This is a genomic window from Sphingomonas glaciei, from assembly GCF_023380025.1.
Taxonomy (GTDB): Bacteria; Pseudomonadota; Alphaproteobacteria; order Sphingomonadales; family Sphingomonadaceae; genus Sphingomicrobium; species Sphingomicrobium glaciei.
On record NZ_CP097253.1, the window covers coordinates 2,222,514 to 2,246,336 of the forward strand.

At 68.2% G+C, this 23,823-nt stretch carries 21 protein-coding genes; 14 read left to right on the forward strand and 7 right to left on the reverse strand.

The window, feature by feature from the left end; genetic code table 11:
* On the forward strand, nt 1–762 hold the full coding sequence (locus M1K48_RS10855) for an SIMPL domain-containing protein (protein WP_249455150.1): 762 nt from the start codon (nt 1–3) through the stop codon (nt 760–762).
* Nucleotides 763–765: 3 nt separating this feature from the next.
* Here the strand turns inward: M1K48_RS10855 and M1K48_RS10860 are convergent, their stop codons facing one another.
* Nucleotides 766–1,341, reverse strand: coding sequence for a J domain-containing protein (locus M1K48_RS10860; protein WP_249455152.1), 576 nt, complete (start codon nt 1,339–1,341; stop codon nt 766–768).
* A 41-nt stretch (nt 1,342–1,382) separates the two neighbouring features.
* On the opposite strand from M1K48_RS10860, the gene M1K48_RS10865 reads away from it, so the two are divergent.
* From M1K48_RS10865 to M1K48_RS10900, 8 genes are all read left to right on the forward strand, one after another.
* A complete protein-coding gene (locus M1K48_RS10865; RefSeq protein WP_249455154.1) occupies nt 1,383–1,670 on the forward strand; it encodes a BolA family protein in 288 nt (95 codons plus the stop codon).
* Nucleotides 1,667–2,569: a pirin family protein gene (locus M1K48_RS10870; protein ID WP_249455156.1), complete on the forward strand. Its 903-nt coding sequence runs from the start codon at nt 1,667–1,669 to the stop codon at nt 2,567–2,569. Before M1K48_RS10865 ends, M1K48_RS10870 begins: the two co-directional genes overlap by 4 nt.
* On the forward strand, nt 2,566–3,111 hold the full coding sequence (locus tag M1K48_RS10875; RefSeq protein ID WP_249455157.1) for a hypothetical protein: 546 nt from the start codon (nt 2,566–2,568) through the stop codon (nt 3,109–3,111). Before M1K48_RS10870 ends, M1K48_RS10875 begins: the two co-directional genes overlap by 4 nt.
* 4 nt (nt 3,112–3,115) lie before the next feature.
* Nucleotides 3,116–4,015 carry an alpha/beta fold hydrolase gene (locus M1K48_RS10880; protein WP_249455158.1) on the forward strand — a complete coding sequence of 300 codons (900 nt, stop codon included), beginning with the start codon at nt 3,116–3,118 and terminating at the stop codon, nt 4,013–4,015.
* Nucleotides 4,016–4,026: 11 nt separating this feature from the next.
* Nucleotides 4,027–4,494, forward strand: coding sequence for a transcription antitermination factor NusB (nusB, locus tag M1K48_RS10885; protein ID WP_249455159.1), 468 nt, complete (start codon nt 4,027–4,029; stop codon nt 4,492–4,494).
* On the forward strand, nt 4,491–5,426 hold the full coding sequence (gene thiL / locus M1K48_RS10890) for a thiamine-phosphate kinase (protein WP_406697360.1): 936 nt from the start codon (nt 4,491–4,493) through the stop codon (nt 5,424–5,426). Before nusB ends, thiL begins: the two co-directional genes overlap by 4 nt.
* A gap of 157 nt (nt 5,427–5,583) precedes the next feature.
* Complete coding sequence (locus tag M1K48_RS10895) at nt 5,584–7,743, forward strand: sodium-translocating pyrophosphatase (protein WP_249455161.1); 2,160 nt, start codon at nt 5,584–5,586, stop codon at nt 7,741–7,743.
* Between the two features lie 177 nt (nt 7,744–7,920).
* Nucleotides 7,921–9,369: a globin-coupled sensor protein gene (locus M1K48_RS10900; RefSeq protein ID WP_249455162.1), complete on the forward strand. Its 1,449-nt coding sequence runs from the start codon at nt 7,921–7,923 to the stop codon at nt 9,367–9,369.
* A 167-nt stretch (nt 9,370–9,536) separates the two neighbouring features.
* Here M1K48_RS10900 and M1K48_RS10905 read toward each other — a convergent pair whose 3' ends face one another.
* The 3 genes from M1K48_RS10905 to purD all read right to left on the reverse strand — a co-directional run bounded on the left by M1K48_RS10905 (nt 9,537) and on the right by purD (nt 11,821).
* Nucleotides 9,537–10,100, reverse strand: a complete 564-nt coding sequence (locus M1K48_RS10905; protein ID WP_249455164.1) for a hypothetical protein — start codon at nt 10,098–10,100, stop codon at nt 9,537–9,539.
* A gap of 126 nt (nt 10,101–10,226) precedes the next feature.
* Nucleotides 10,227–10,568, reverse strand: a complete 342-nt coding sequence (locus tag M1K48_RS10910; protein WP_249455166.1) for a hypothetical protein — start codon at nt 10,566–10,568, stop codon at nt 10,227–10,229.
* Entirely contained in the window at nt 10,565–11,821 is a 1,257-nt protein-coding gene (gene purD / locus M1K48_RS10915; RefSeq protein WP_249505239.1) for a phosphoribosylamine--glycine ligase, read from the reverse strand. Before purD ends, M1K48_RS10910 begins: the two co-directional genes overlap by 4 nt.
* Here purD and xseA point away from each other — a divergent pair.
* The 3 genes from xseA (at nt 11,820) to M1K48_RS10930 (ending at nt 16,618) form a co-directional block, all read left to right on the forward strand.
* Nucleotides 11,820–13,205: an exodeoxyribonuclease VII large subunit gene (gene xseA, locus M1K48_RS10920; protein ID WP_249455167.1), complete on the forward strand. Its 1,386-nt coding sequence runs from the start codon at nt 11,820–11,822 to the stop codon at nt 13,203–13,205. The two genes, purD and xseA, sit on opposite strands and share 2 nt — an antisense overlap.
* Nucleotides 13,206–13,219: 14 nt before the next feature.
* Complete coding sequence (locus M1K48_RS10925; RefSeq protein ID WP_249455168.1) at nt 13,220–13,426, forward strand: DUF2093 domain-containing protein; 207 nt, start codon at nt 13,220–13,222, stop codon at nt 13,424–13,426.
* A gap of 156 nt (nt 13,427–13,582) precedes the next feature.
* Nucleotides 13,583–16,618, forward strand: a complete 3,036-nt coding sequence (locus M1K48_RS10930; RefSeq protein ID WP_249455169.1) for a TonB-dependent receptor domain-containing protein — start codon at nt 13,583–13,585, stop codon at nt 16,616–16,618.
* A gap of 120 nt (nt 16,619–16,738) precedes the next feature.
* Here the strand turns inward: M1K48_RS10930 and M1K48_RS10935 are convergent, their stop codons facing one another.
* Nucleotides 16,739–17,740 carry a hypothetical protein gene (locus tag M1K48_RS10935; RefSeq protein WP_249455170.1) on the reverse strand — a complete coding sequence of 334 codons (1,002 nt, stop codon included), beginning with the start codon at nt 17,738–17,740 and terminating at the stop codon, nt 16,739–16,741.
* Between M1K48_RS10935 and M1K48_RS10940 the strand changes: the two genes are divergently transcribed.
* A complete protein-coding gene (locus tag M1K48_RS10940; RefSeq protein ID WP_249455171.1) occupies nt 17,739–18,998 on the forward strand; it encodes an aspartyl/asparaginyl beta-hydroxylase domain-containing protein in 1,260 nt (419 codons plus the stop codon). The two genes, M1K48_RS10935 and M1K48_RS10940, sit on opposite strands and share 2 nt — an antisense overlap.
* Here the strand turns inward: M1K48_RS10940 and M1K48_RS10945 are convergent.
* Complete coding sequence (locus M1K48_RS10945; protein ID WP_249455172.1) at nt 18,995–20,455, reverse strand: tetratricopeptide repeat-containing sulfotransferase family protein; 1,461 nt, start codon at nt 20,453–20,455, stop codon at nt 18,995–18,997. The genes M1K48_RS10940 and M1K48_RS10945 overlap by 4 nt on opposite strands.
* Here M1K48_RS10945 and M1K48_RS10950 point away from each other — a divergent pair.
* Nucleotides 20,448–20,840 carry a hypothetical protein gene (locus M1K48_RS10950; protein WP_249455173.1) on the forward strand — a complete coding sequence of 131 codons (393 nt, stop codon included), beginning with the start codon at nt 20,448–20,450 and terminating at the stop codon, nt 20,838–20,840. The two genes, M1K48_RS10945 and M1K48_RS10950, sit on opposite strands and share 8 nt — an antisense overlap.
* Here the strand turns inward: M1K48_RS10950 and clpB are convergent.
* Entirely contained in the window at nt 20,837–23,437 is a 2,601-nt protein-coding gene (clpB, locus tag M1K48_RS10955) for an ATP-dependent chaperone ClpB (protein ID WP_249455174.1), read from the reverse strand. The two genes, M1K48_RS10950 and clpB, sit on opposite strands and share 4 nt — an antisense overlap.
* Between the last annotated feature and the right edge of the window lie 386 nt (nt 23,438–23,823).

A 23,823-nucleotide genomic window follows, 5' to 3' on the forward strand; every position in this document is an offset into this window, starting at 1 on the left:
ATGCGCCAAGTCCTTACTCTGCTGCCTTTCCTCGCCGCCGCCTGCGCGCCTGCCAGCCCCGACCCGCGCGGGGTCGAGAAGGGCGAGACCTTTCTCACCATCTCTGCCACCGGCCGGGCAGAAGCGCGGCCGAACGAAGCACGGATGCAATTGGGCGTCACCAGCCAGGGCGCCAATGCCGGCGAGGCAAGCCGCCTCAACCGCGAGAAGATGGCCCGCGTCACCGCCGCGCTGACCCGGCTGGGAATCAAGGAAGAGGATCTCCAGACCCGCAACCTGTCGCTGCAGCGGATCGACTATGGCCGGGAACGCGGCCAGTATCGCGCCAGCAACATCGTCGAGGTGCGGATGACCGACGTCGCCCGGGTCGGCGAGGCCGTCACCACGGTGACTGAGGCCGGCGCCAACGTCGTCGGCGGCCCCGACCTTCGCGTCTCCGACCGCGAGGCCGCCAACCGCTCGGCCTATGCCAATGCCTACAAGGCGGCGCGGAGCCGGGCGGAAGCCTATGCAGACGCCGCAGGGCTCAAGATCGTGCGTACGGTCAATATCGTCGATGGCGGCGAATATGGGGTGCCGAGCCCCAGCTATGTGACGATGGATGCCGCCGCGCCGCCACCGGCCGTCGCGCCGCAGCGAATGGTCATGCCCGAACAGGCGGTTCCCGCTGCCCCCCCACCGCCGCCCGGCGCGCCATTCAATCCCGGCGTCAACCGCACCGAAGTCCGCGTCCGCGTCGATTTTGCGTTGAAACCCGCGTGATTGCTAGGCGAAGGCGCTCGCCGTCTTCAGCGTCTGCCACGCATCGATGACGTTGCGCAGCTTCGCCTCGTGCGTGCGGTCGCCGCCGTTGCGATCGGGGTGGTAGCGCCGGACCAGCACCGAATAGGCCTTGCGCACGGCCGGCAGGTCGGCGTCGTCGCCCAGCCCCAGCACGCCCAGCGCCGACTTCTCCGCCCCTGAGAAGCGGCTCGGCGCCTGCGTCGGCCCACGGCCCCGCCCGAACCGCCCGCGGATCGCTTCCAGCGGATCGCTGAAGTCGGCCCACGGGGGCGCCGGGTCGGACCCGCCATGGGCAAAGGCGCGCACCCCGCGCTCCCACCCGGCGATCGGCGATTGCGCGGCCTCGATCTCCTCGGTGCTCATGCCAGCAAAGTAATTGTAGCGCGCATTGTGCTGGCGGACATGCTCCAGGCACAGCCATTGCCACGCCCCCGGCCCGTCGAAGGTCGGTGCGGTCAGCGGCGCGCGGAACTCGCCCGGCTCGGGACAGCCCGGCACCGCGCAATGCGTTGCCGCGCCTTCTACCCGGCCGTGGAACTTGGGGGATCGTGAAGCCATCAAACGTGTTTTTGTTGTGCCAGCCTGACTATATAGGCGCGATGAACATTTCTCCCATGGGTCCGGTCGCCCGCGAAATGACCGCCCGCCTCGAAAAACACCTCGCCCCGGCGCGGATCATGCTGCGCGATGACAGCGAACAGCATCGCGGCCACGGCGGCTACCGCGAGGATGGCGGCGAATCACACTTCTTCCTGTCGATCGAGAGCGCAGCCTTCACCGGCCAGTCGCGGGTCGGGCGCCAGCGCCTGGTCTACAAGGCCCTCGGTGACCTGATGCACGAACGCGTCCACGCACTGGCCATGGAAACGAGGGCACCCGGCGAATGAACAACGACAGCACCATCCTGATGAGCCTGGCGCCGGTTAGCCACGACCTCGGCGGGTTCAAGGTCCACCGCACCCTGCCGCACAAGCAGCGGACCATGGTCGGCCCATTCATCTTCTTCGACCAGATGGGCCCGGCCCGCCTCGGCGTCGACGAAGGCATCGACGTGCGCCCCCACCCGCACATCAACCTCGCCACCGTCACCTATCTCTTCGAAGGCGCGATCGATCACCGCGACAGCGTCGGTTCGGTGCAGCGGATCGAGCCCGGAGCGGTCAATCTGATGACCGCGGGCAAGGGCATCAGCCACTCCGAACGCTCCCCCGCCGACGAGCGCGCCCATGGGCCCAAGCTTGACGGCATCCAGACCTGGCTCGCGCTGCCGCAGGACAAGGAAGAGGTCGACCCCGCCTTCGAACATACCCCGGTCGACCGCCTGCCGGTGATAGAAGGGGAGGGCAAACGCCTCCACCTGATCATGGGCGAGGCGTTCGGCGCCGCCTCGCCGGTCACCCAGCATCACCCGACGCTCTACGCGGCGTTGGAACTCACCCCCGGCGCCTCGATCGAGCTCGAGCGCGAGGCCGACGAGCGGGCGATCTACCTGCTCGACGGTGACGCCTCGGTCGACGGCGAGAATGTCGATCGCATGCATCTCGTCCTCCTCCGCCCCGGCACCCGCCCGATCCTCCGCTCGGAACGCGGCGCGCGGCTGATGATCTGCGGCGGCGCCCCGATGGACGGCAAGCGGCATGTGTGGTGGAATTTCGTTTCCAGCCGCCACGACCGCATCCAGGAAGCCAAGCGGGCGTGGAAGGCGGGCGAATTCGCGCTTCCTCCGCAGGACGACCACGAATGGATCCCCATTCCCGAGGTCCCGCTGACGGTCAGCTACCCATGAGGCTGCTCCTGCCTCTGGCGCTGCTCCTCACCGCCGGTCCCGCCGCCGCCCAGTCGAAGCGGGAGACCTTTTCCTGTACCGCCGAAGCGAGCGATGCGGGGCTTACGGCGCAGACCCGCCGGCAGCTCGATCGCGGCGGCGACCTGCGGGGCGGCGCAACCACCGTCTCGCTGCCTCTCACCGGGACGAGCGGCACCCTGCTTGCCACGTGGGAAGTCCGCCAGGGCTTGCCCGAGGTCGCGCGCGGCAAATACGTCTTCCGCCTGCCCCCCGCGTCCGATGCCACCTGGCGGCTGGCCGGGACGCGCAAGCCGGTGCGAGCCAAGGACGGTGCGCTCACCGTGGGCGGGGAGGAGTTCACCGCGCTGCTCGCTGGGGGAGCGCCGATCCGGCTGGTCCTTGCGGACCGCAAGGGTCAGGAGCGTGGGCGCGCGACCCTCGACCGCGCGGCCTTCGACGCCGCGCTCGACCTCGCCCGCCAGGCCGACGCACGCGGCCTTTCCAAGGCTTATGACTATCGCTCCTGCCCGCGAGGAAGCTGAGCCGATGATCCGCTTCGCCCGCCACCCCCTGTCGACCGGCGTCACCCTTAACGTCGGCACCGCAGGGCCGGAGGACGGCGCGGCGATCATCCTGCTCCACGGCTTTCCCGAATCGCACCGCACCTGGCGCGGGGTCGTCCCGCTGCTGGAGGATAAATACCGGCTGATCATGCCCGACCAGCGCGGGTTTGCCGGGTCGGACGCGCCGCAGGACCCGAAGGATTATGCCACCGACAAGCCGGTCGCAGACCTGTTCGCGCTGGTCGATCGGCTCGGCCTCGACGATTTCACCCTCGTCGGTCACGACTGGGGCGGGGCGGTCAGCTGGGCAGCGGCGCTGCGGGGCGATCCGCGGCTCAAGCGCCTGGTCGTCGTCAACGCGCCGCACCCGGTCATCTTCCAGAAAAGCCTGATCGAGGACGCAGACCAGCGTGCCGCCTCGCAGTATATCACGGCCTTCCGCGCGCCAGGCTTCGAGCAAGCGGTCGAAGCGATGGGCTGGGACACCTTTTTCGACAAGAGCTTCACCGGCCACGTCGACCTCGCCGCCATCCCTCCGGAGGAGAAGGCGCAATATATCGCCGAGTGGAGCCAGCCCGGCGTCTTCACCGCCATGCTCAACTGGTATCGCGGCGCCGCAGTGATGGTCCCCCCGCCGGGCGTCACCGTCCCGCTGCCCGACTTCCTCCTGCGCGCCTTCCCCACGGTGAAGGTGCCGACGCTGGTGGTGTGGGGGATGCGCGATAAGGCTTTGCTCCCGCTCCAGCTCGACGGGCTCGACGCGCTGGTCGACGACCTGACCGTCGAACGGGTGGCCGATGCCGGCCATTTCCTGCCGTGGGAGAAGCCGCAAGCGCTCGCCCGGCCGCTCCGCACTTTCCTTGAGAGCCGGTTGGGCGCATAGGCGCGGCTCCCATGACCAGCTCGAAGAAATCCGCCCCCAAGCGATCCCGCGCCCGTTCGGCCGCTCGCCTGGCCGCCGTCCAGGCGCTCTACCAGCAGGAGATGGAGGGCACCCCGACGCCCACCCTGCTGCACGAATTTCACCAGCACCGCTTCGGCGAGACCATCGACGAAGTGACGATGATCGACGCCGAGATGGATTTCTTTGACGACCTCGTCCGCGGCGTCACCGCGCGCGCCGAGGAGATCGACGGCAAGATCACCGCCCGCCTCGCCGAAGGGTGGAAGCTCGACCGGCTCGACCGCTCGATGCGCGCGATCCTGCGCTCGGGCACCTATGAACTGATCGCGCGGCCCGACGTCACCGTCGGCACGGTGATCGACGAATATCTCGACATCGCCCACGCCTTCTTTGGCGAAAAGGACGTTAAGTTCGTCAACGGGCTGCTCGACAAGGTGGCCGGGGACGTGCGGGCCTGAGCGGAGAAGCCACCGTCCTCGCGCGCCTGCGTTCCCTGGCGACGCATCCCGCCGCTCGCGGCCTAGCCGACGACGTGGCGTTGCTTGGCGACCTGGTCCTCACCCACGACACCATCGTCGAGGGGGTCCACTACCTCCCCACCGATCCGCCCGAAAGCGTCGGTTGGAAGCTTGGCGCGGTGAACCTCTCCGACCTCGCCGCCAAGGGCGCGGTCCCGGCCGGCGCCCTGCTTTCGCTTACCTTGCGCGGCGACGACCTGTGGGAAGAACGCTTCCTGTCCGGGCTCGAGCAGATCTTCGAACATTTCGGCCTGCCCCTGCTCGGCGGCGACACCGTCGCGCTTCCGGCTGGCGCCCCGCGCGTGCTCGGCCTGACCGTGCTGGGCAAGGCCGCCGCCCATGTCCCCAGCCGCTCGGGCGGCAAGGCCGGCGACCGGCTGTGGCTGATCGGCCCTGTGGGAGACAGCGCAGCCGGTCTCGCGCAGCTCAGCGCCAGTCCCAAGGCGACCGGGCTGCTGGTCGACACCTATCGCCGCCCGATCCCCCTGCTCACCATCGGCGCGCTGCTCGCCCCGCACGCCCATGCGATGATGGATGTGTCCGACGGCCTGCTGCTCGACGCCCGCCGGCTCGCCACCGCCAGCGGCTGCGGGCTGCGCATCGACCTGTCGGCGCTGGCCCTGTCGCCCTCCTTCCGCGCCGCTCGCGGCAACGATCGCGCCGCCCGGCTGTTCGCCGCGACCGGGGGCGACGACTATGCCCTGCTCGCCGCGCTGCCGGCGGAGACCGATCCCTTAACGATCCTTAAAGGAACAGCCGTCAATATCATGGCGGTCGGCGAGCTGACGCGGGGCGGGGCCTTCGTCCTCGTCGACGACCTCGGCCCAGTGCCGCTGCCGGAGCGCCTTGGTTATGAGCACGACCTACCCTGAGCTGAGACGCCCCGACTACCGCCGGCTCGCCATCGCCCTCGCCGGGTTGCTCAGCGGCGGCCTCACCGCCTTCCTCCTCGCCTGAACCAGAGCGGCTAGACAGGCTCGAATCGCTCCCTACACTCCCCTCCACAACAGGATGGGGAAAGCATTACCGATGGAACTCGTGTTGATCGCGATCGGCTGCGGGCTGCTCGCTGTACTCTACGGCATCGTCACCTCCGGGCAGGTGCTCAGGCAACCCGCCGGCAACCAGAAGATGCAGGACATCGCCGCCGCCATCCAGGAAGGCGCGCAGGCCTATCTCGGCCGCCAGTACACCACCATCGCCATCGTCGGCGTAGTCGTCGCGGTCCTGGTCTTCCTGTTCCTCGGCACGATCGCTGCGGTCGGCTTCGTGGTCGGCGCGCTCCTGTCGGGCGTCGCGGGCTATATCGGGATGAACATCTCGGTCCGCGCCAACGTCCGCACCGCCGAGGCCGCTCGGGTCTCGCTCCAGGGCGGCCTCACCACCGCCTTCCGCTCCGGCGCCATCACCGGCATGCTGGTCGCGGGCCTGGCGCTGCTCGCGATCGCTTCCTTCTTCTACGTGCTGGTCGGGATCCAGGGCCGCGCGCCCGACGACCGCACGGTGATCGACGCGCTGGTCGCGCTGGCCTTCGGCGCCAGCCTCATCTCCATTTTCGCCCGTCTCGGCGGCGGCATCTTCACCAAGGCCGCCGATGTCGGCGCCGATCTCGTCGGCAAGGTCGAGGCCGGAATTCCCGAGGACGACCCCCGCAACCCGGCCGTTATCGCCGACAACGTGGGCGACAATGTCGGCGACTGCGCCGGCATGGCCGCCGACCTGTTCGAAACCTATGTCGTCACCGTCGGTGCCACCATGGTGCTGACCGCGCTGCTGGTGAACACCACCACCGCCTCGCTCACCGCGCTGATGAGCCTTCCGCTGCTGGTTGGCGGGGTGTGCATCATCACCTCGATCATCGGCACTTACATGGTCCGCCTCGGCAAGAATCAGTCAATCATGGGCGCGCTCTACAAGGGCTTCTGGACCACTGCGATCCTGTCGATCCCGTTGATCTACTTCGCCAGCGCCTATGCCCTGGGCGACATGAATGCGGTCATCAGCGGGCCCGAGGCGGCCGGCACCGACATTGCCGGCGCCACTGCCGAGCAGACCGGCGGCTTCACCGGCATGGACCTGTTCTGGTGCATGATGATCGGCCTGGCGGTCACCGGCCTGCTGGTCTGGATCACCGAATATTACACCGGCACCAATTACCGCCCGGTCAAGTCGATCGCCAAGGCGTCGGAGACCGGCCACGGCACCAACGTCATCCAGGGCCTCGCGATCAGCCTTGAATCGACTGCCATGCCGACGATCGTGATCTGCGCCGCGATTATCTCCTCCTACCTGCTCGCCGGCCTGATCGGGATCGCCTTCGCCGCAACCGCGATGCTGGCCTTGGCCGGCATGGTGGTCGCGCTCGACGCTTATGGCCCGGTCACCGACAATGCCGGCGGCATCGCCGAAATGGCCGGGATGGAGGATGAGGTGCGGACCCGCACCGACGCCCTCGACGCGGTCGGCAACACCACCAAGGCGGTTACCAAGGGTTATGCCATCGGCTCCGCCGCGCTCGCCGCGCTGGTGCTGTTCGGCGCCTACACCACCGACCTTGAGGAGTTTGCAGGCGACCTCGGCATCGCTGCCGGCTCGGTCGATTTCAGCCTGTCCAACCCCTACGTCGTGGTCGGCTTGCTGCTCGGCGCGCTGCTGCCCTATCTGTTCGGCGCGATGGGCATGACCGCGGTCGGCCGCGCCGCCGGCAACGTCGTGCTCGACGTGCGGGAACAGTTCCGCGACAATCCGGGCATCATGGACGGCACCAGCCGCCCCAATTACGCCCGCACCGTCGACCTCGTCACCAAGGCCGCGATCCGGGAGATGATCATCCCCTCGCTGCTGCCGGTGCTGACCCCGATCGCGGTCTACTTCCTGATCGCCTGGGTCGCCGGCAAGGAACAGGGCTTCGCGGCCCTCGGCGCTCTGCTCCTCGGCGTGATCGTCTCGGGCCTGTTCGTCGCCATCTCGATGACCTCGGGCGGCGGCGCATGGGACAATGCCAAGAAGTATATCGAAGACGGCAATTACGGCGGCAAGGGCTCCGAAGCACACAAAGCGGCGGTCACCGGCGACACCGTCGGCGATCCCTACAAGGACACCGCCGGCCCGGCGGTCAATCCGATGATCAAGATCACCAACATCGTCGCCCTCCTGCTCCTCGCGGCCCTTGCGGGCCACGGCGGCTGAGCCGACGACACGGTGAAAAGACAAAGCCCCGTCGGAGCGATCCGGCGGGGCTTTTGCTTGCGCGGCGCGTCCCGCGCGTCGCTCGCCGACACCGCCCGGCTATTTCGCGCCCGATCGCAGCACCGCCGACACTTCAAACTATAGTGGAGGATCATCAAGCTTTGTCACCGGGGCCGCATGTCCGACGATATTCAGAGCCGCCTGCAATTCATGAACTTCACGCAAGGGCAGCGCGACCTGCTGTCCGGCATGCGGCACCTCCTCGCCAGGCTGATCCCGCCGGCGCTCGACACCTTCTACGAAAAGGTCAAGCAGACCCCCAATACCAGGCGCTTCTTCCGCGACGGTGAGCATATGCGCTGCGCCCACGCCGCGCAGCGCAAGCATTGGGCGCGGATCGCCGAGGGGCGGTTCGACGGCGAGTTTGTCAGCAGCGTGCAGCGGATCGGCGCGGTTCACGCGGCCATCGGGCTCGAGCCGCAATGGTATATTGGCGCCTACAGCCTCGTGCTCGAACAATTGCTGACCGGCATCGGCCGCGAATATGGCTTCTGGCAGCGCGCCAGGAACCTATTTCGCGGGCCCAGACAGGGGGAAGTGTCGGCGGCGCTGGTCAAGGCCGCGCTGCTCGACATGGAATTGTCGGTGTCGATTTATTTCGCGCAAAGCCAGGTCGAGCGGACGGCCGCCATCGCCTCGCTCAGTGCGGCGCTGAACACGGTCGCGAAGGGCGACCTCACTGCCGACCTCGGCGAGATGCCCGCCAGCTTCGCCGCCATCAAACGCGACTATGACGAGGCGATCGCCCGGTTGCGAGAACTGGTATCGGGCGTCGCCGACGGGGCGGTCCACATCCAGACCGGGTCATCGGAAATCGCCCAGGCCGCCGAGGACCTCGCCCGGCGCACCGAAAGCACTGCCGCCACGCTTGAGCAAACCGCCGCCGCGGTCAGCCAGATGGACGAGCGGATCCGCGCTACCTCTTCCGCCGCTGAACGCTCGGTCCGCCAGGCCGACGATACCAGCGCCACCGTCGCCAACGGCCGGCAGGTCGCACGCCAGGCCGTCGCGGCGATGGAAGCGGTCAGCGCCAGCGCGACCGGCATCGACGGGGTGATCGAGGGGCTCGACAAGATCGCCTTCCAGACCCGCGTGCTGGCCATGAACGCCGCGGTCGAGGCCGGGCGCGCGGGCGAGGCAGGGCGCGGCTTCGCGGTGGTCGCCGACCTCGTCAGCGCGCTGGCAATGCGGGCCGAGGAAGAAGCCAAGAAGGCCCGGACCGAACTCACCACCACCCAGACCGGGATCGTGTCGGCGGTCGGTGCGGTGACCCAGGTCGACGGCGAATTGCAGCGGATTTCGGAAACCGTCGAGGCGGTGCACCAGCTGGTCAGCGACATCGCCCGCGACAATCAGGCGCAGGCCACCGCCATCACCGAGATCAACAGCGCGGTGTCGAGCATGGATCGCGCGACCCAGCAGAACGCCGCGATGGTCGAACAGACCTCTGCCGCCGCCCGCAACCTCGCCGGCGAGGTGGCGCGGCTCAACGACAAGACCGGCCAATTCACCACCGGTGCTCCACGGGCGACGTCACGCTCGCCGTCTCGCGCGACGAGGACATGAGATACCTCAAGGTCGCCTGAGCGCGATCCGCCGCGGACCGCTCGCAATGTAGGAATTGGCGTGCTTGGCTCGCTGAACGTGGCCGAGGCCCGGCGGGAGAGGCAGGCGGCGGTTTCGAACCGCCGCCCTATGGAAACTTCGAGAACTTCGTGACCTTGCGGCGGGGCTCAGAGCTTCCCGAACGCCGCCTCGTAACCCGCCTGGTCGCCGCGCGCGAGGAAGGTGGCCTGCTCGACCACCCGGTCGCGGGTCAGGCGGCCCTTGAAGGCGCCAAGCTCGGCGTCGATCAGGGTGACCTCGCCGGGGGTCAGCGCGGCGATCTGCTCGAACCGGGTCAGCCCGCGCGCCTGCAACAGGCCGGCAAGCTTGGGGCCGACGCCCTTCATGCGCTGCAGGTCGTCGGGCACGCCATGGCTTCCGGGCAGGTTGGAATGGACCGGGGCGCCGATCACCTCGCCGATGACGTCGCTCGCCGCGGCCGCCATCTCGTCACCCATGCCGTTGCCCTCGCCTCCGTCCCTCGCAGGCACCGGATCGGCCCGCGGAGTAATGGCCGGGGAGGGGATGGGCTGCTCGTGGCTCACCGCCGCCATGTGCGGCCGCACCGGGGTGTCGGCCTTGCTCAGCGTGACCCGCTGCTTGGGCCGGCGGAAGATGACCAGCCCGACCACCAGCCCGATCGCGACCGCGACCAGGATCATCGGCCAATAAGCGTTCAGCAATTCACTCATTCCAGTCGTTCCATCCTCTGGACTGCCGCCGGCGATGAAGCTCGGCCAAATAAGCGATGACGAGACCGCCGCCGAACCCGATCAGGCCCAGCAGCGCGGCTTCTATGAACAAGGGTATTCCGAACATCAGCGGGACCCCGGGGGCGCAGCGCGGCGCGGGAAATTGTCGATGACCGGGCTGGCCGAATCCCACCGCACTTCGTCGACCCCCGGCAGTTCGCCGACCTTCTCGACCAGCGCGCGGCGCTGGAAGTCGTCGGCCGGACCCTTGAGGATCAGGCGCCGGGTCAGCGGCGCGTCGTCCATCCGCGCTGTCACCTGCGGCAGCTCGTAATAATCGAGGAGGTTGCGCGCCCGCCGCTCGGTATTCGCCTGCAGCTCGTTCGCGGCACCCAGCGGGCCGTGCCACAGCTCGGCCACGCCGACGCTCGCCAGTGCGCCGAGCGCGAGGATCGCCTTGCGGTTCATGCCGTCCGCTCCAGTTCGCGCCAGCCGATGTCGCGGCGGTAAAAGCCGTCGGCGAACTCGATCGCATCGACCCCCTGGTAGGCCCGCGCCCGCGCCTCGGCCAGCGTCTCGCCCAGCGCGGTCACCGCCAGCACCCGCCCGCCCGCGGACAGCAGCGCGCCCGATCCGTGGCGCGCGGTGCCGGCATGGAAAACGGTGACGCCCGGCACCCGCTCGGCCGCCTCGATCCCGTCGACCAGGCCGCCCTTGCGCGGGGTGCCGGGATAGCCGGCGGCGCACAGCACCACCGTCATGCTGTGCTGCTCGCTTAGCTCCGGCCGGACCTGCCCGAGCCGCCCTTCGGCCACGCTCAGCAGCACGGCGGCAAGATCGCCCTTCAGCCGCGGGACGATCGCCTCGCATTCGGGATCGCCGAAGCGGACATTATATTCGATCAGCTTGGGCCCCTCGGCGGTCAGCATCAGCCCGGCATAGAGCAGCCCGGAGAAAGGCGTTCCCGCCCGCACCATCGCCCGCGCGGTCGGGAGGACGATCTCGTCCATTGCCCGGCGCTCGAGCTCGGGGGTCAGCACCGGGGCAGGCGAATAAGCGCCCATGCCGCCGGTGTTGGGCCCGGTATCGCCATGCCCGACCCGTTTGTGGTCCTGGGCCGAGGCGAGGACCACGGCCTCCTCGCCATCGACCAGCGCGAACAGGCTGGCCTCCTCGCCGTCGAGAAACTCCTCGATCACCAGCGGCGCGCCGCACAGCGCGACCACCGCCTCTTCGGCCTCAGCGCGGGTCAGGGCGACCGTCACGCCTTTGCCCGCGGCGAGGCCGTCGGCCTTGATCACCACCGGCAACCCGAAGTCGCCGAGCGCCTCGAGCGCCGACTCCGTATCCGCCAGCCGAACGAAGCGGGCGGTCGGAATTCCTTCCGCCGCGCACAAATCCTTGGTGAAGCCCTTGCTCCCCTCCAGCATCGCCGCTGCCGCCGAAGGCCCGAACACCGGAATGCCGGCGGCGCGGCAGGCATCGGCCACGCCGGCGACCAGCGGCGCTTCGGGCCCGATCACCACCAGCCCGATGTTGCGCTCGCGCGCCACGGCTACCACCTTGTCGGGGTCGGACGGATCGAGCGCAAGGCACTCGGCCCAGCGTGCGATTCCCGGATTGCCCGGCGCGGCAAGGAGGTCGCCGCAGCTCGGCGATTGCCGTAAGCCCCAGGCCAGCGCATCCTCGCGCCCGCCAGAGCCCAGCAGCAGGATATTGATGGAAGAACTCGACATGCCCGCCGGTCTCCTAGCGGAGGGAAGGCAAGGCGACAATTCACCGCCGATGAGCGTCGGTGACCTGGCCTCGGCGGTCAAGCGGACGGTCGAGGACCGCTTCGGCCGGATCCGGGTGCGCGGCGAGATTTCGGGCTGGAAGCGGCACAGCTCGGGCCATTGCTATTTCACGCTCAAGGACGACAGCGCCTGCATCGACGCCGTGATCTGGCGCAGTGCCGCCGGCACACTTGCCTTCCGCCCGGAGGATGGCGCCGAGGTAATCGCGACCGCCAAGATGACCACCTATCCGGCGCGCTCCAAATATCAGCTGGTAGTCGAGCGGATGGAGCTGGCGGGCGAAGGCGCGCTGATGGCTCTGCTCGAACGGCGCAAGAAGGCGCTGGCGGCCGAGGGCCTGTTCGACCCCGCCCGCAAGCGCCCGCTGCCGTTCATGCCGCGAGTGATCGGCGTGGTCACCAGCCCGACCGGCGCGGTGATCCGCGACATCCTCCACCGCCTGGAGGATCGCTGCCCGACCCGGGTCATCCTGTGGCCGGTGCCGGTGCAGGGGGAGGGGGCCGCCGCCAAGATCGCCGCCGCCATCCGTGGGCTCGCCTCCTATGAGGTGCGGCCCGACCTGATCATCGTCGCGCGCGGGGGCGGCTCGATCGAGGATCTGTGGGCCTTCAACGAAGAGGAAGTGGTGCGCGCCGCCGCGGAATCGCCGATCCCCCTCATCAGCGCGGTCGGACACGAGACAGACATCACCCTCATCGACCATGCCGCCGACCTGCGCGCTCCGACCCCTACCGCCGCCGCCGAGCTGGCGGTTCCGGTCCGGGCCGAGTTGCTGGCGCTGCTCGACGAGCTTTCCGCCCGCAAGCGCCGCTGCCTGACCCGGCGCGCCGATCTCGCCCGCGAACGCTTCGCGCTCACCACCTGCCGCTGGCCCGCCGCCGACACCCTGTTCGGACCCAAGCGCCAGCGCCTGGACGAGGTCGGCGAGCGGCTCCCGCGCGGGCTCGGCGCCCGGGCCCACAAGGCCGAGGCGCTGATGAACCTCACCTCCTCCCGCCTTCGGCCCGAGCTCCTGTCGCAGCGGCTGGCGCGAGCCGGCGACCGGCTCGGCGCCGCGGCCAAGATGCTGCCGCTGGTTCACCCCGACCGGCCGCTCGGGCGCGGCTTCGTCCGGGTCACGGCGGCGGCCGACGGGCGCACCCTGACCCATGCCGCCGATGCCAGGGCGGCCGGCCGCCTGCTGCTGCGCTTCGGCGATGGCGAGCTGCCGGTCAGCACCGACGATGGCGCGCCGGTACCTGCTCCGGCGAAGGTTGAGCGTTCTCCCAGGCGCGCCTATGTCCCGCCGCACCCCAATCTGTTCGACTAGGAAGTGAGACGCACATGCTGATGGCTGGCACCGGCCGGGAGGCCCGGATCAACTATATGGCTGGCACCTTCCGCTTGTTGTCGGACGGCGACCATGTTCGCTGCGCGATGACCGGCGTCAGGATTCCCCTGGATGCCCTGCGCTACTGGAGTGTTGCGCGGCAGGAACCCTATGTCGACGCCGCTGCCTGCCTCGCCGCCGAGGAGCGCGTCCGCCGCTAAATATCACTGTGTTGCGTTTGCAACAGGGCTGTAACGATTTTCTTCTCGGCGCCTCCGGCGGATTGCTCTTGCTGCACCAGCGAAGGTAGGCAGCGACGTGATATCGGGGGGGAGGGGCGGATTGCCTGCCTTCTCCGTCCATACGGGGAGAGACAAATGCGCTTTAAGAATAAGCTGCTCACCACGAGCCTGCTCGTGGGAACCAGCATGCTGGCGACCCCTGCCTTCGCGCAGGCCCAGCAGCCCGTCGCCGGAGAGGACGCCAATCAGCCGGCCGTCACCACCCAGGCTGACCCGCAGGTCCAGGAAGACCAAGCCAACGTCTCGACCGAGAGCGAGATCGTCGTCACCGGCACCCTGATCCGCAACCCCAACCTGGTTTCTTCGTCGCCGGTGAACGTGGTCAACGAGAGCGAAATCACGCTCCGTGCCCCGAACAACGCGGAAGAACTGATCCGCCGCATTCCGGGCGTCAGCCCCGGCATCGGCAGCCAGGTCAACAACGGCTCCAACGGCACCAACAGCGTCGACCTTCGCGGCCTCGGCACGCAGCGCAACCTCGTGCTGCTCGATGGCAACCGCATCGTTCCGACGCTCGCCAACGGCGTCGTCGATCTGAACGTCATCCCGGTCGCCCTGATCAGCCGCGTCGACGTGCTGACCGGTGGCGCTTCGACCACCTACGGCGCTGACGCCGTGTCGGGTGTCGTCAACTTCATCACCAACCGCAGCTTCTCGGGCATCGACGCCCGCGCAGCCTACAAGGTGACCGAGCAAGGTGACGGCCAGTCGCACCGCGTCGATCTGACCATGGGCGGCAACTTCGCCGACGACCGCGGCAACGCGGTGCTGAGCTTCGGCTACACCAAGGTCGAGCCGGTCTATCAGACCCGTCCGTTCGCCCTGTTCGGCATCAGCCCGACCACCGGCCGCGCTTCGGGTTCGTCGGCCACCACCACGCCGACCAACATCAACTTCGGCGGCGCCACCAGCTACCAGCAGCTGAACCCGGGCGCGACCGCGTTCGTGCCTTATTACGAAGGCTTCAACTTCAACCCGTACAACATCTTCCAGACCCCGCTAGAGCGGAAGAGCGCGTACGGCGCCGTCACCTACGACGTCGCCGACGGCATTGAAGCCTATGCCCGCGGCATCTTCTCGCAGAACGAGATCAGCTCGATCATCGCTCCGTCGGGCATCTTCGGCAATCCGCTCGTCGTGAACGCCGACAACCCCTACCTGACCCCGGCGCTGCGCGATCAGATCTGCACGTTCAACGGCATCGCCCTGGGCGCGACCTGCACCGGCCGCACCGGCAGCACCGCCACCACCGGGCTTCCGCTCCCGGCCGTGTACCGCCGCCTGGTCGAACTCGGGCCGCGTATCGGTAACTACAAGAACACCGTCTATGATGCCCGCGCCGGCGTCCTGCTCGACGTCACCGCGTCGACCAACCTCGACCTGTCCGTCAGCTACGGCAAGTCGGAGCAGATCAACACCAACTCGGGCTACGTGCTGAACAGCCGCGTGCAGCAGGCGCTGATCGCGACCAACACCACGACCTGCACCACCAACACCTTCAACTGCGTCCCGCTGAACCTGTTCGGCGTGACCGGCAGCATCACCCCCGCGCAGGTCGCCTTCCTGCAGGGTGAAGCCACGATCGCGATCACCACGCAGCTGCAGCAGGCCCGTGCGCTCTACTCGGGCGACATCGGCTTCTCGGCTCCGTGGGCGTCGAACCCGGTCAGCTTCGCGCTGGGTGGCGAATATCGCCGCTACACCTACGATCGTAACCCCGACGCCCGTTCGCAGGATCCGTCGGAACTCGGCGGTGCCGGTGGTGCGACCCTGCCGTTCACCGGCGGCTTCAACGTCAAGGAAGCTTTCGCCGAGCTGATTGCTCCGATCGCTTCGGACCGTCCGTTCTTCGACGAACTGACCCTCGAAGCCGGTATCCGTTACTCGGATTACTCGATCGACGCCGTGGGCGACCCCTCGTTCGACACCACCACCTACAAGTTCGGTGGCACCTGGCAGCCGGTTGAAGGTTTCCGCCTCCGCGGCAACTATCAGCGCGCTGTCCGCGCCCCGAACATCGGTGAACTGTTCGCGCCGGTGGTGACTGGTCTGACCAGCCTGTCGGTCGATCCGTGCGCCGGTGCGGCTCCGACCACCAACGCCACGCTTCGTGACGTCTGCTTGGCTCAGGGTGCCCCGCTCGGTTCGATCGGCAACATCCCGAACCCGGTCGCCGGTCAGCCGAACGCCACCGGTGGTGGTAACCCGTTGCTGTCGCCGGAGAAGGCCAAGACCTTCACCGTCGGTGCGGTCGTGACCCCGCGCAACTTCCTGCCGGGCTTCTCGGCGAGCCTTGATTATTACAACATCAAGATCACCGATGCGATCACCAGCCCGACCCCGGGCGATGCGATCGGCGCCTGCTTCAATGCGCTGTCGGCCACCAACCCGGCCTGCTTGAGCATCCGTCGTAACCCGGTTTCCGGCGGCCTCAGCGGCCCGACCGGCACCGTTCGCGGTCTGCTGCTCACCACGCAGAACACCGGTCGCCTCGAAACCAGCGGCTTTGATCTCACGGTCAACTACGACCGCGACCTCGGTCCGGCCCGTCTTGGCCTGAACTTCGCCGGTAACTACACCAAGGACCTCAAGTTCCAGTCGCAGCCGGCTGGCGTGAACCGTGACTGCGTCGGCTTCTTCAGCCCGAACTGCGGTCCGAGCCTTGGTCAGCTCCAGCCGAAGTACTCCTTCACCCAGCGCACCAGCCTGGGCTTCGGAGCCGCCACGCTGTCGCTGCTGTGGCGCCACATCGGTAAGATGACCTACGAAGGTCTGGCCGACGACTATGTCGCTCGTGGCTTCACCGCCGCGAACCGCTACCTGTTCGTCGGTACCGTCACCAACCAGGGTCCGGCCCGCTCGGCGCTGGCTGGCAACAGCTACGACTTCAACCGGATCGACGCCTACAACTACTTCGACCTGAACGCGCAGTTCGACATCGAGCGTCGCTTCCAGTTCACGATCGGCGTCCAGAACCTGTTCGACAAGCAGCCGCCGATCATCGGTTCGCCGGGCACCGGCACGACCTCGGCGAACAGCGGCAACACCTTCCCGTCGACCTACGATCCGCTGGGTCGTTCGTACTCGGCCTCGGTGCGCGTGAAGTTCTAACCTTCGCCGCATAGGGAAATGGATTGGGGGGTGGCCGCGAGGCTGCCCCCTTTTTCTTTGCCTGCCGCCAGAGGCGGTGAGCGAGGACAGGGGGCCGTGCACCGACCTTGCGACTAGCGCCTAATCCAGCAGCGGGTTTGCCGGCGTCACCGCGATGTCGGCGCTCTTGGCGACCGCCATCGCCCACTCGTGCACCAACGCGATCTCGTCGCGGTGCACCGACGCGGCGCTCGCCTGGTTGGTCTTGCGGCTGCCGGCATCGAACTGCTCGCCCGACTTGGCGTTGCGGCTGAACACTGCGGCGATGACCCCCTCGCGCTCGGCGTCGCTTCCGGCCACGTCGAACAAGCCGTCGATCGCTTCGAGCGCGCGCCGGGGGTCGGCCAGCAGGGTCTCGCTGTTCAGCGTCCGCACCCGATCCCCGAACCGCTGCGCGATCTGATCGTAGAGCCGATGCTGCGCCAGCCACCCGGCGGCGGCCGCCTGCAGGTCGGTGAGCAGGAAATACTCCTCGGCGGTGAACCCCGGGAGGATCAGATTCTCGCGCAGCTGCTTGGCCAGCAGGTCTCGCACCCAGCGCCGCCCCCACAGACCCTTGTTGGCGATCGAGCCGATGAAATGCTCGAGCGGCGCGTAAAGCAGCACTGCCCGCGCGTCGGGCCGCGCGCCCAGCATCGCCGGGGCCAGCCCGTTGACCACATTGGACGGCTTGATCACGCCCACCTCACCCGCCCGCCAGGGCCGCGCCAGCAGTGCCAGCGCTTGCCCCAGCACCTCCGCCAATTGCGCCGGCTCGGCACCGCGCAGGCGCCAGCCGACGAGGTCGTTGAGGATCGTCGGCTCCTTCAGGCTGAACGACGATCCCGGCCGGTTATAGGCGTTGGCGAGCAGGGTCGAGCAGCAATAGGCCGAGTGGAAGATGAAGTTGAGCCGCCCGCCGAACGACTGCAGCCCCGCCGTGTCACTCCTCGCCACCACCCGTGGCTGGCCCGGGCCGCCCAGTTCGTCGTCGATCAGGAACGGCACGCGGGCCCGGGTCGCGCGATCGATGCTGCGGAAGTGCACCGCATCGTGGGTCGGATCGTAGCGATGCGCCAGCCACTCGGGCCCAAGACTGCTCATGGCCGCCTTATCGGGAAGGCGCGGGACGACCGCAAGCGATGGCCCGTCGAGCGCCTTGCAAGCGGCGGCGGGCGCCCCCTATGCTCGGGCGATGGTGCAGCCCGAGGATCCCCGCCGCTATAATCAGCTCGGCATGCAGGCGCTGGCCGAGCAGCGCTTCGCCGATGCCGCGACCGCCTTTGCGCGGGCGGCCGAGCTCGACCCGGCCGAGCCGCTGCTGCAGGTCAATCTCGCCGCGGCGCAGCGCCAGGCCGGGAACGACGCAGGCGAGCAGCAGGCGCTCCAAGCCGCGCTGGCGCTCGATGCGCGGCACTTCACCGCCAACCTTCGCCTGGCCGAATTGTTCGAGCGGCAGGGACTGCTGTCCAAGGCCGCGCCGCACTGGGCGGGGGTGGTGCAGCTCGCAGCGGCGATGAACCCGCGGCCGCCGCTGGCCGAGGATGCGCTGGCCCGCGGCACCCGCTTCCTCGACCACCACAACCGCGAATTCCAGAGCGCGCTGGAGCGCGAGCTCGGCGATGCGCTGGACGGCCCCGACAGCCGCCGCTTCCGCGCCGCGGTCGACGTGATGATGGGCAAGCGGCGCGTCTACCAGAACGAGTGCCACGGCGTGCACTTCCCCTTCCTCCCCGCCGACGAGTTTTTCGAACGCCGCCACTTTCCCTGGTTCGACGAACTGGAAGCGCAGACCCCTGCGATCCGCGAGGAGGCGCTGGCGCTGCTCGCCGGCGGCAATGCGGCGATCCGGCCCTACGTCCGTCAGCCCAAGGGCACCCCGCAGAACAAGTGGACGCCGCTCGACGACAATCTCAACTGGGGCGCCTGCTTCCTGTGGGAATATGGCGTGCGCAACGATCCGGTGTGTGCGCTCTGCCCGCAGACCGCGGCAGCGCTGGAAAAGGTGCCGCGCAGCCATGTGCCGGGCAAGGCGCCCTCGGCCTTTTTCTCGATCCTCCAGCCGGGCGCGCACATCCCGCCGCACACCGGCGTCACCAACAGCCGCGCGATCATCCACCTGCCGCTGGTGGTGCCCGACGGCTGCACGTTCCGGGTCGGGGGGGAAACGCGGGCGTGGCGCGAGGGGGAAGCCTTCGCGTTCGACGACACGATCGAGCATGAAGCCTGGAACCGCAGCGACGAAGTGCGGATCGTGCTAATCTTCGACGTCTGGAATCCGCACCTGACCCCGGCCGAGCAGGATCAGCTGGCCCGGCTGTTCGCGGTGGTCGACAAGGGCCTGGTCGCCCCGCGCGCTTAGTCGGGCAGCGGGACGCCCGCGGCCTCGAGCATTCGCCGCACCGGCTCGAGAGGTGCCGCATAATGCCGCCACCGGCCCGACGAGCGGGCATGCAGCGGTTGGCGGACCTGCCAGTTGCTCGCTGTCCGCACCGTGCCCGCCTGCGCCGGGCGGAGCAGCCGGTCGTCCCACGAAAGCTGCAGGAAGCCGGCCAGCGGACGCAGCGCCGCCTCGGGCTCTCGCACCAGCGCGTCGTAGCTGAAGTCGTGGATCCGCCCCGGCATGATCCGCCGCCAGTGCTGCATCAGCCGGTGGTGCTGGATCGCCTGGTGCGCCGCATCCTCCAGCCGGTGGCCGTAGGATACGCCGTCGCCGAAGCGCAGGAACAGGGTCGAGACCAATGTGTCGAGCGGGTGGCGGCTGGTGTGGACGATCGGCGCCGCTGGAAACAGCGTCTGAATCAGCCCGATGTGCCGGAAATTGTCGCACCTCTTGTCGGTCGTGCGCCGCCCCGCGCCCGGGACCAGCGCAGCCTCGGCGCGATAGGCCGCGCGCAACTGATCGAGGAGGTCGGCGGGAAGTTGCAAAATCGCTTCGGGGTAGGGCTGCAGGCCGGCGGCGATCGCCGGGACGGCCTCGAGCTCCCCGCCCGCGCGGACGTCGGGGTGCCGGGCGAGGATCTGCTCGGTGAGGGTGGAGCCGGAGCGGAACGGTCCGCACAGGAAGATCGGCGCGGCCTGGTCGATCGCGGTCTCGGGCCAGGCCTCGGGGAAGGCGGCGATCAGCCTGCTCACCAACTGCTCGAAGGCGGCGCGATCGTAGCGCCGCCCGCTCAGCTGCTCGGACAGGCGGTTGGCCTGCAGCAGCGTGCTGAACGCTTCGCCGTAGCGTTCCCCCGCATCCTGCGCCGACGCCAGCGCGAACAGCAATTCGGCTTGGTCTTCTGTGCTACCCCCGCGGCGCATGGCGGCCGTAAGGTCAGCGGCGACTTGCCCGGGATCACCCCCCTGCAGGTCGATCATCGCGATCCGCGCGAGCGCCCTGCCATTGCCCGGCGCGGCCTCGAGCAGGCGGCGGTAAGCGCCCTTCGCCTCCTCGGTCCGGCCTTCGTCCTCGAACAATTGCGCCAATCCCGCCAGCGCCGGAGCGAAGCCGGGCTGCAACGTCAGTGCGCGCTCATAGTCGGCGACCGCCTCGTCCGTCCGGAACAGGTGGTCGGCAAGGATCGCCGCGCGGTTCACATGCGCTTCCTCGGGCCCGGCGACGCCTGCTTCGAGCGCCCGTCCGTAAGAACCCAGCGCCTCCTCAAACCGGCGCAACGCGCGCTGGACCCAAGCGAGGTTGAACCACGCATCGGCCAGCGCCGGCGCCGTCTCGGCTGCTGCCGCGAACGCATCCGCCGCGTGTACCAGGTCGCCCCGCTGCAACGCAGCGGCTCCCTGCTGCATCAGCCCCTGTGCACGATTGCCCGTGATCATGGGCGAAGGGTTAGTTTCCCGGCTCGCCCTTGGCCAGCAATTGTGCCGCACCACGCGCTGCGCTAACCTCGGTCATCGCCGCGGGCATGATCGACCGCGCATCAGGGAGACTGCCATGATGGTCCTCGCAACGGCTTTGTTGGTGGGCGCAAGCCAGGTTTCCGCTACTCCGGCGAGCCCGGTCGTGCCAGCCACCGCTGAAAACCCCGGCGCCAGGATCAAGTGCCGCAAGCAGCAGGTCACCGGCTCGCTCGCGCGCTTCACCAAGGAATGTCGCACGGTCGACGAATGGGCCAGGCTCGACGACGCCAACCGCGAGTCCGCGACCAAAATCCAGGATCGCGGACTGGTCGTCGGCTGCGGAAGCAATCCGACCGGCTGCTAGGCCGCTTCTGCCACCTCGCCCGCCGGGGTTAGCACCAGCGCGCCATCGCCCTCGTCCACCCGCACCTTCTGGCCGTCGCTGACCCTTCCGGCGAGGATCGCGTCGGCCAGCGGGTCCTGCAGATATCGCTGCACCGCCCGCTTCAGCGGCCGCGCGCCGTAGACCGGATCGTAGCCGACCCGCCCCAGCCACGCCTTTGCCGCATCGGTGAGGTCGAGCACGATCCCGCGCTCCTCCAGCAGCTTGCCCAGGCGACGGACCTGGATGTCGACGATCGGCGCCATGTGGCTGGCCGACAGCCGGTGGAACAGGATGATGTCGTCCAGCCGGTTGAGGAACTCGGGCCGGAAATGCCCGCGCACCACCTCCATCACCTGCGCCTCGACCTTGTCCGCCGGCTCGTCCTCGCCGAGATTGGCCAGATACTGGCTGCCGAGGTTCGAAGTCAGGATGATCAGCGTATTGGTGAAGTCCACCGTCCGCCCCTGACCATCGGTCAGACGGCCGTCGTCGAGCACCTGCAACAGGATGTTGAAGACGTCGGCATGGGCCTTTTCGACCTCGTCGAACAGCACGACCTGATAAGGCCGGCGCCGCACCGCTTCGGTCAGCGTGCCGCCTTCCTCATAGCCGACATAGCCCGGAGGCGCGCCGACCAGCCGCGCGACGCTGTGTTTCTCCATGAACTCGCTCATGTCGATGCGCACCATCGCGGCGGGATCGTCGAACAGGAATTCGGCCAGCGCCTTGGTCAGTTCGGTTTTGCCGACGCCGGTCGGCCCGAGGAACAGGAAGGAGCCGAGCGGGCGGTTCGGGTCCTGAAGCCCGGCCCGGGCGCGGCGCACGGCGGTCGACACCGCCTTCACCGCCTCGGCCTGGCCGATCACCCGCTTGCCGATAATGCTTTCCATCGCGAGCAATTTCTCGCGCTCGCCCTCCATCATCCGCTCCATCGGGATGCCGGTCCAGCGTGACACCACCGAGGCGATATCCTCGGCGGACACTTCCTCGCGCAGCATGGCATTGGCCTGGCTGTCGTTGGCCTCCGCCAGCTTGCGCTCAAGCTCGGGGATCAGGCCATACTGCAACTCTCCCGCGCGAGCGAGGTCGCCCCCGCGCTGGGCCTGCTCCAACTCAAGGCGAAGCCCGTCCAATTGCTCCTTCAGCTTACCCTCGGCGGCGATTTTCTCCTTGTCGCCCTGCCAGCGGGTGGTCAGCTCCGCCGACTGCTGCTCGAGATTGGCCAGTTCACGCTCGAGGATGGCCAGCCGGTCGCGCGACCCCTTGTCGGTCTCCTTCTTCAGCGCCTCCCGCTCGATCTTGAGCTGGATGATGCGCCGGTCGAGGTTCTCGATCTCTTCTGGCTTGCTTTCGACTTCCATCCGCAGGCGAGAGGCGGCCTCGTCCATCAGGTCGATCGCCTTGTCGGGCAGGAAACGGTCGGAGATGTAGCGGTTGCTAAGCGTCGCCGCCGCGACCAGCGCCGCGTCGGTGATGTTGATCCCGTGGTGGAGGGCGTACTTGTCCTTTAGCCCCCGCAGGATCGAGATGGTGTCCTCGACGGTCGGCTCACCAACAAATACCGGCTGGAACCGCCGCTGCAGCGCCGGGTCCTTCTCCACATGCTTGCGATATTCGTCCAGCGTGGTGGCGCCGATGCAGTGCAACTCGCCCCGTGCCAGCGCCGGCTTCAGCAGGTTGGAGGCGTCCATCGACCCCTCGCTTTTGCCCGCGCCGACCAGCGTGTGCATCTCGTCGATGAACAGGATGATGTCGCCCGCGGCCTGGCGCACCTCATCGAGCACGCCCTTCAGCCGCTCCTCGAACTCGCCGCGATATTTCGCGCCGGCGATCAGCGAGCCCATGTCGAGGCTGAGCAGTTGGCGGTCCTTGAGGCCGTCGGGCACGTCGCCATTGGCGATGCGGATCGCGAGCCCTTCGGCGATCGCGGTCTTGCCCACGCCCGGCTCGCCGATCAGCACCGGGTTGTTCTTGGTCCGGCGGGCGAGCACCTGGATCGTTCGGCGGATCTCTTCGTCGCGGCCGATGACCGGGTCGAGCTTGCCCTCGCGCGCCGCAGCGGTGAGGTCGCGGGCGAATTTCTTCAGCGCATCATAGCGGTCTTCCGCCCCCTGGGTGTCGGCGGTGCGGCCCTTGCGCAGTTGCTCGATCGCGGCATTCAACGCCTGCGGCTGCACGCCGGCGCGGGCCAGGGCGTCGCCCACCCCGGTGCCCTTGGCCAGCGCGAACGCCAGCAGCATCCGCTCCACCGTGACGTAACTGTCGCCGGCCTTTTGCGCGACCTGCTCGGCCTGGTCGAGCAGACGAATGGTGTCTCCGTCCAGCGCCGGGGCGGACGTGGCGCCCGAACCGGTCACCGAAGGGATCTTGGCGACGAGTGCATCAACTTCGCGCCGTGCTGCCAGCGGATCGCCCCCAGCGGCCTGGATCAACCCAGCGGCCATGCCCTGTTCGTCGTCCAGCAGCGCCTTGAGCACATGCGCCGGCGCGATCCGCTGGTGGTTCTCGCGCACCGCGATGGTTTGCGCTGCCTGAACGAACCCACGCGAGCGATCGGTGAACTTCTCGAAATCCATGAGTTCAGCTTCCCCTCTCTTCTCCAGGGAAGATAGTGTTGCCCATGAGCAACACAAGGGTGTCGGGCGGGAGTGCGATCCCATCCAGCAACTTGGACACATTGGCTCGTCAATACGAACGATAGTGATTCAGGAGCTAAACCAGCCTCTCGTAGCTCTGTAATAAGCAGGCATATTATAGAGCGCAGATGCATATTTTTTCGGAACAAATTCTCTGGTTCCGAGTATCCCGAGAGAGATCGGGCGGTACCCGCCAATGCGGTGTGGCACTAGGTTCACACGGCGGATGGTGTCGACGAACGTTCGTCGACACATTGTATACGGCGCCAGATCGCCTTTCCTAACCACCTCCCTGCGCAGCCGAGCAGCATTTCCGGCTGCCAAGG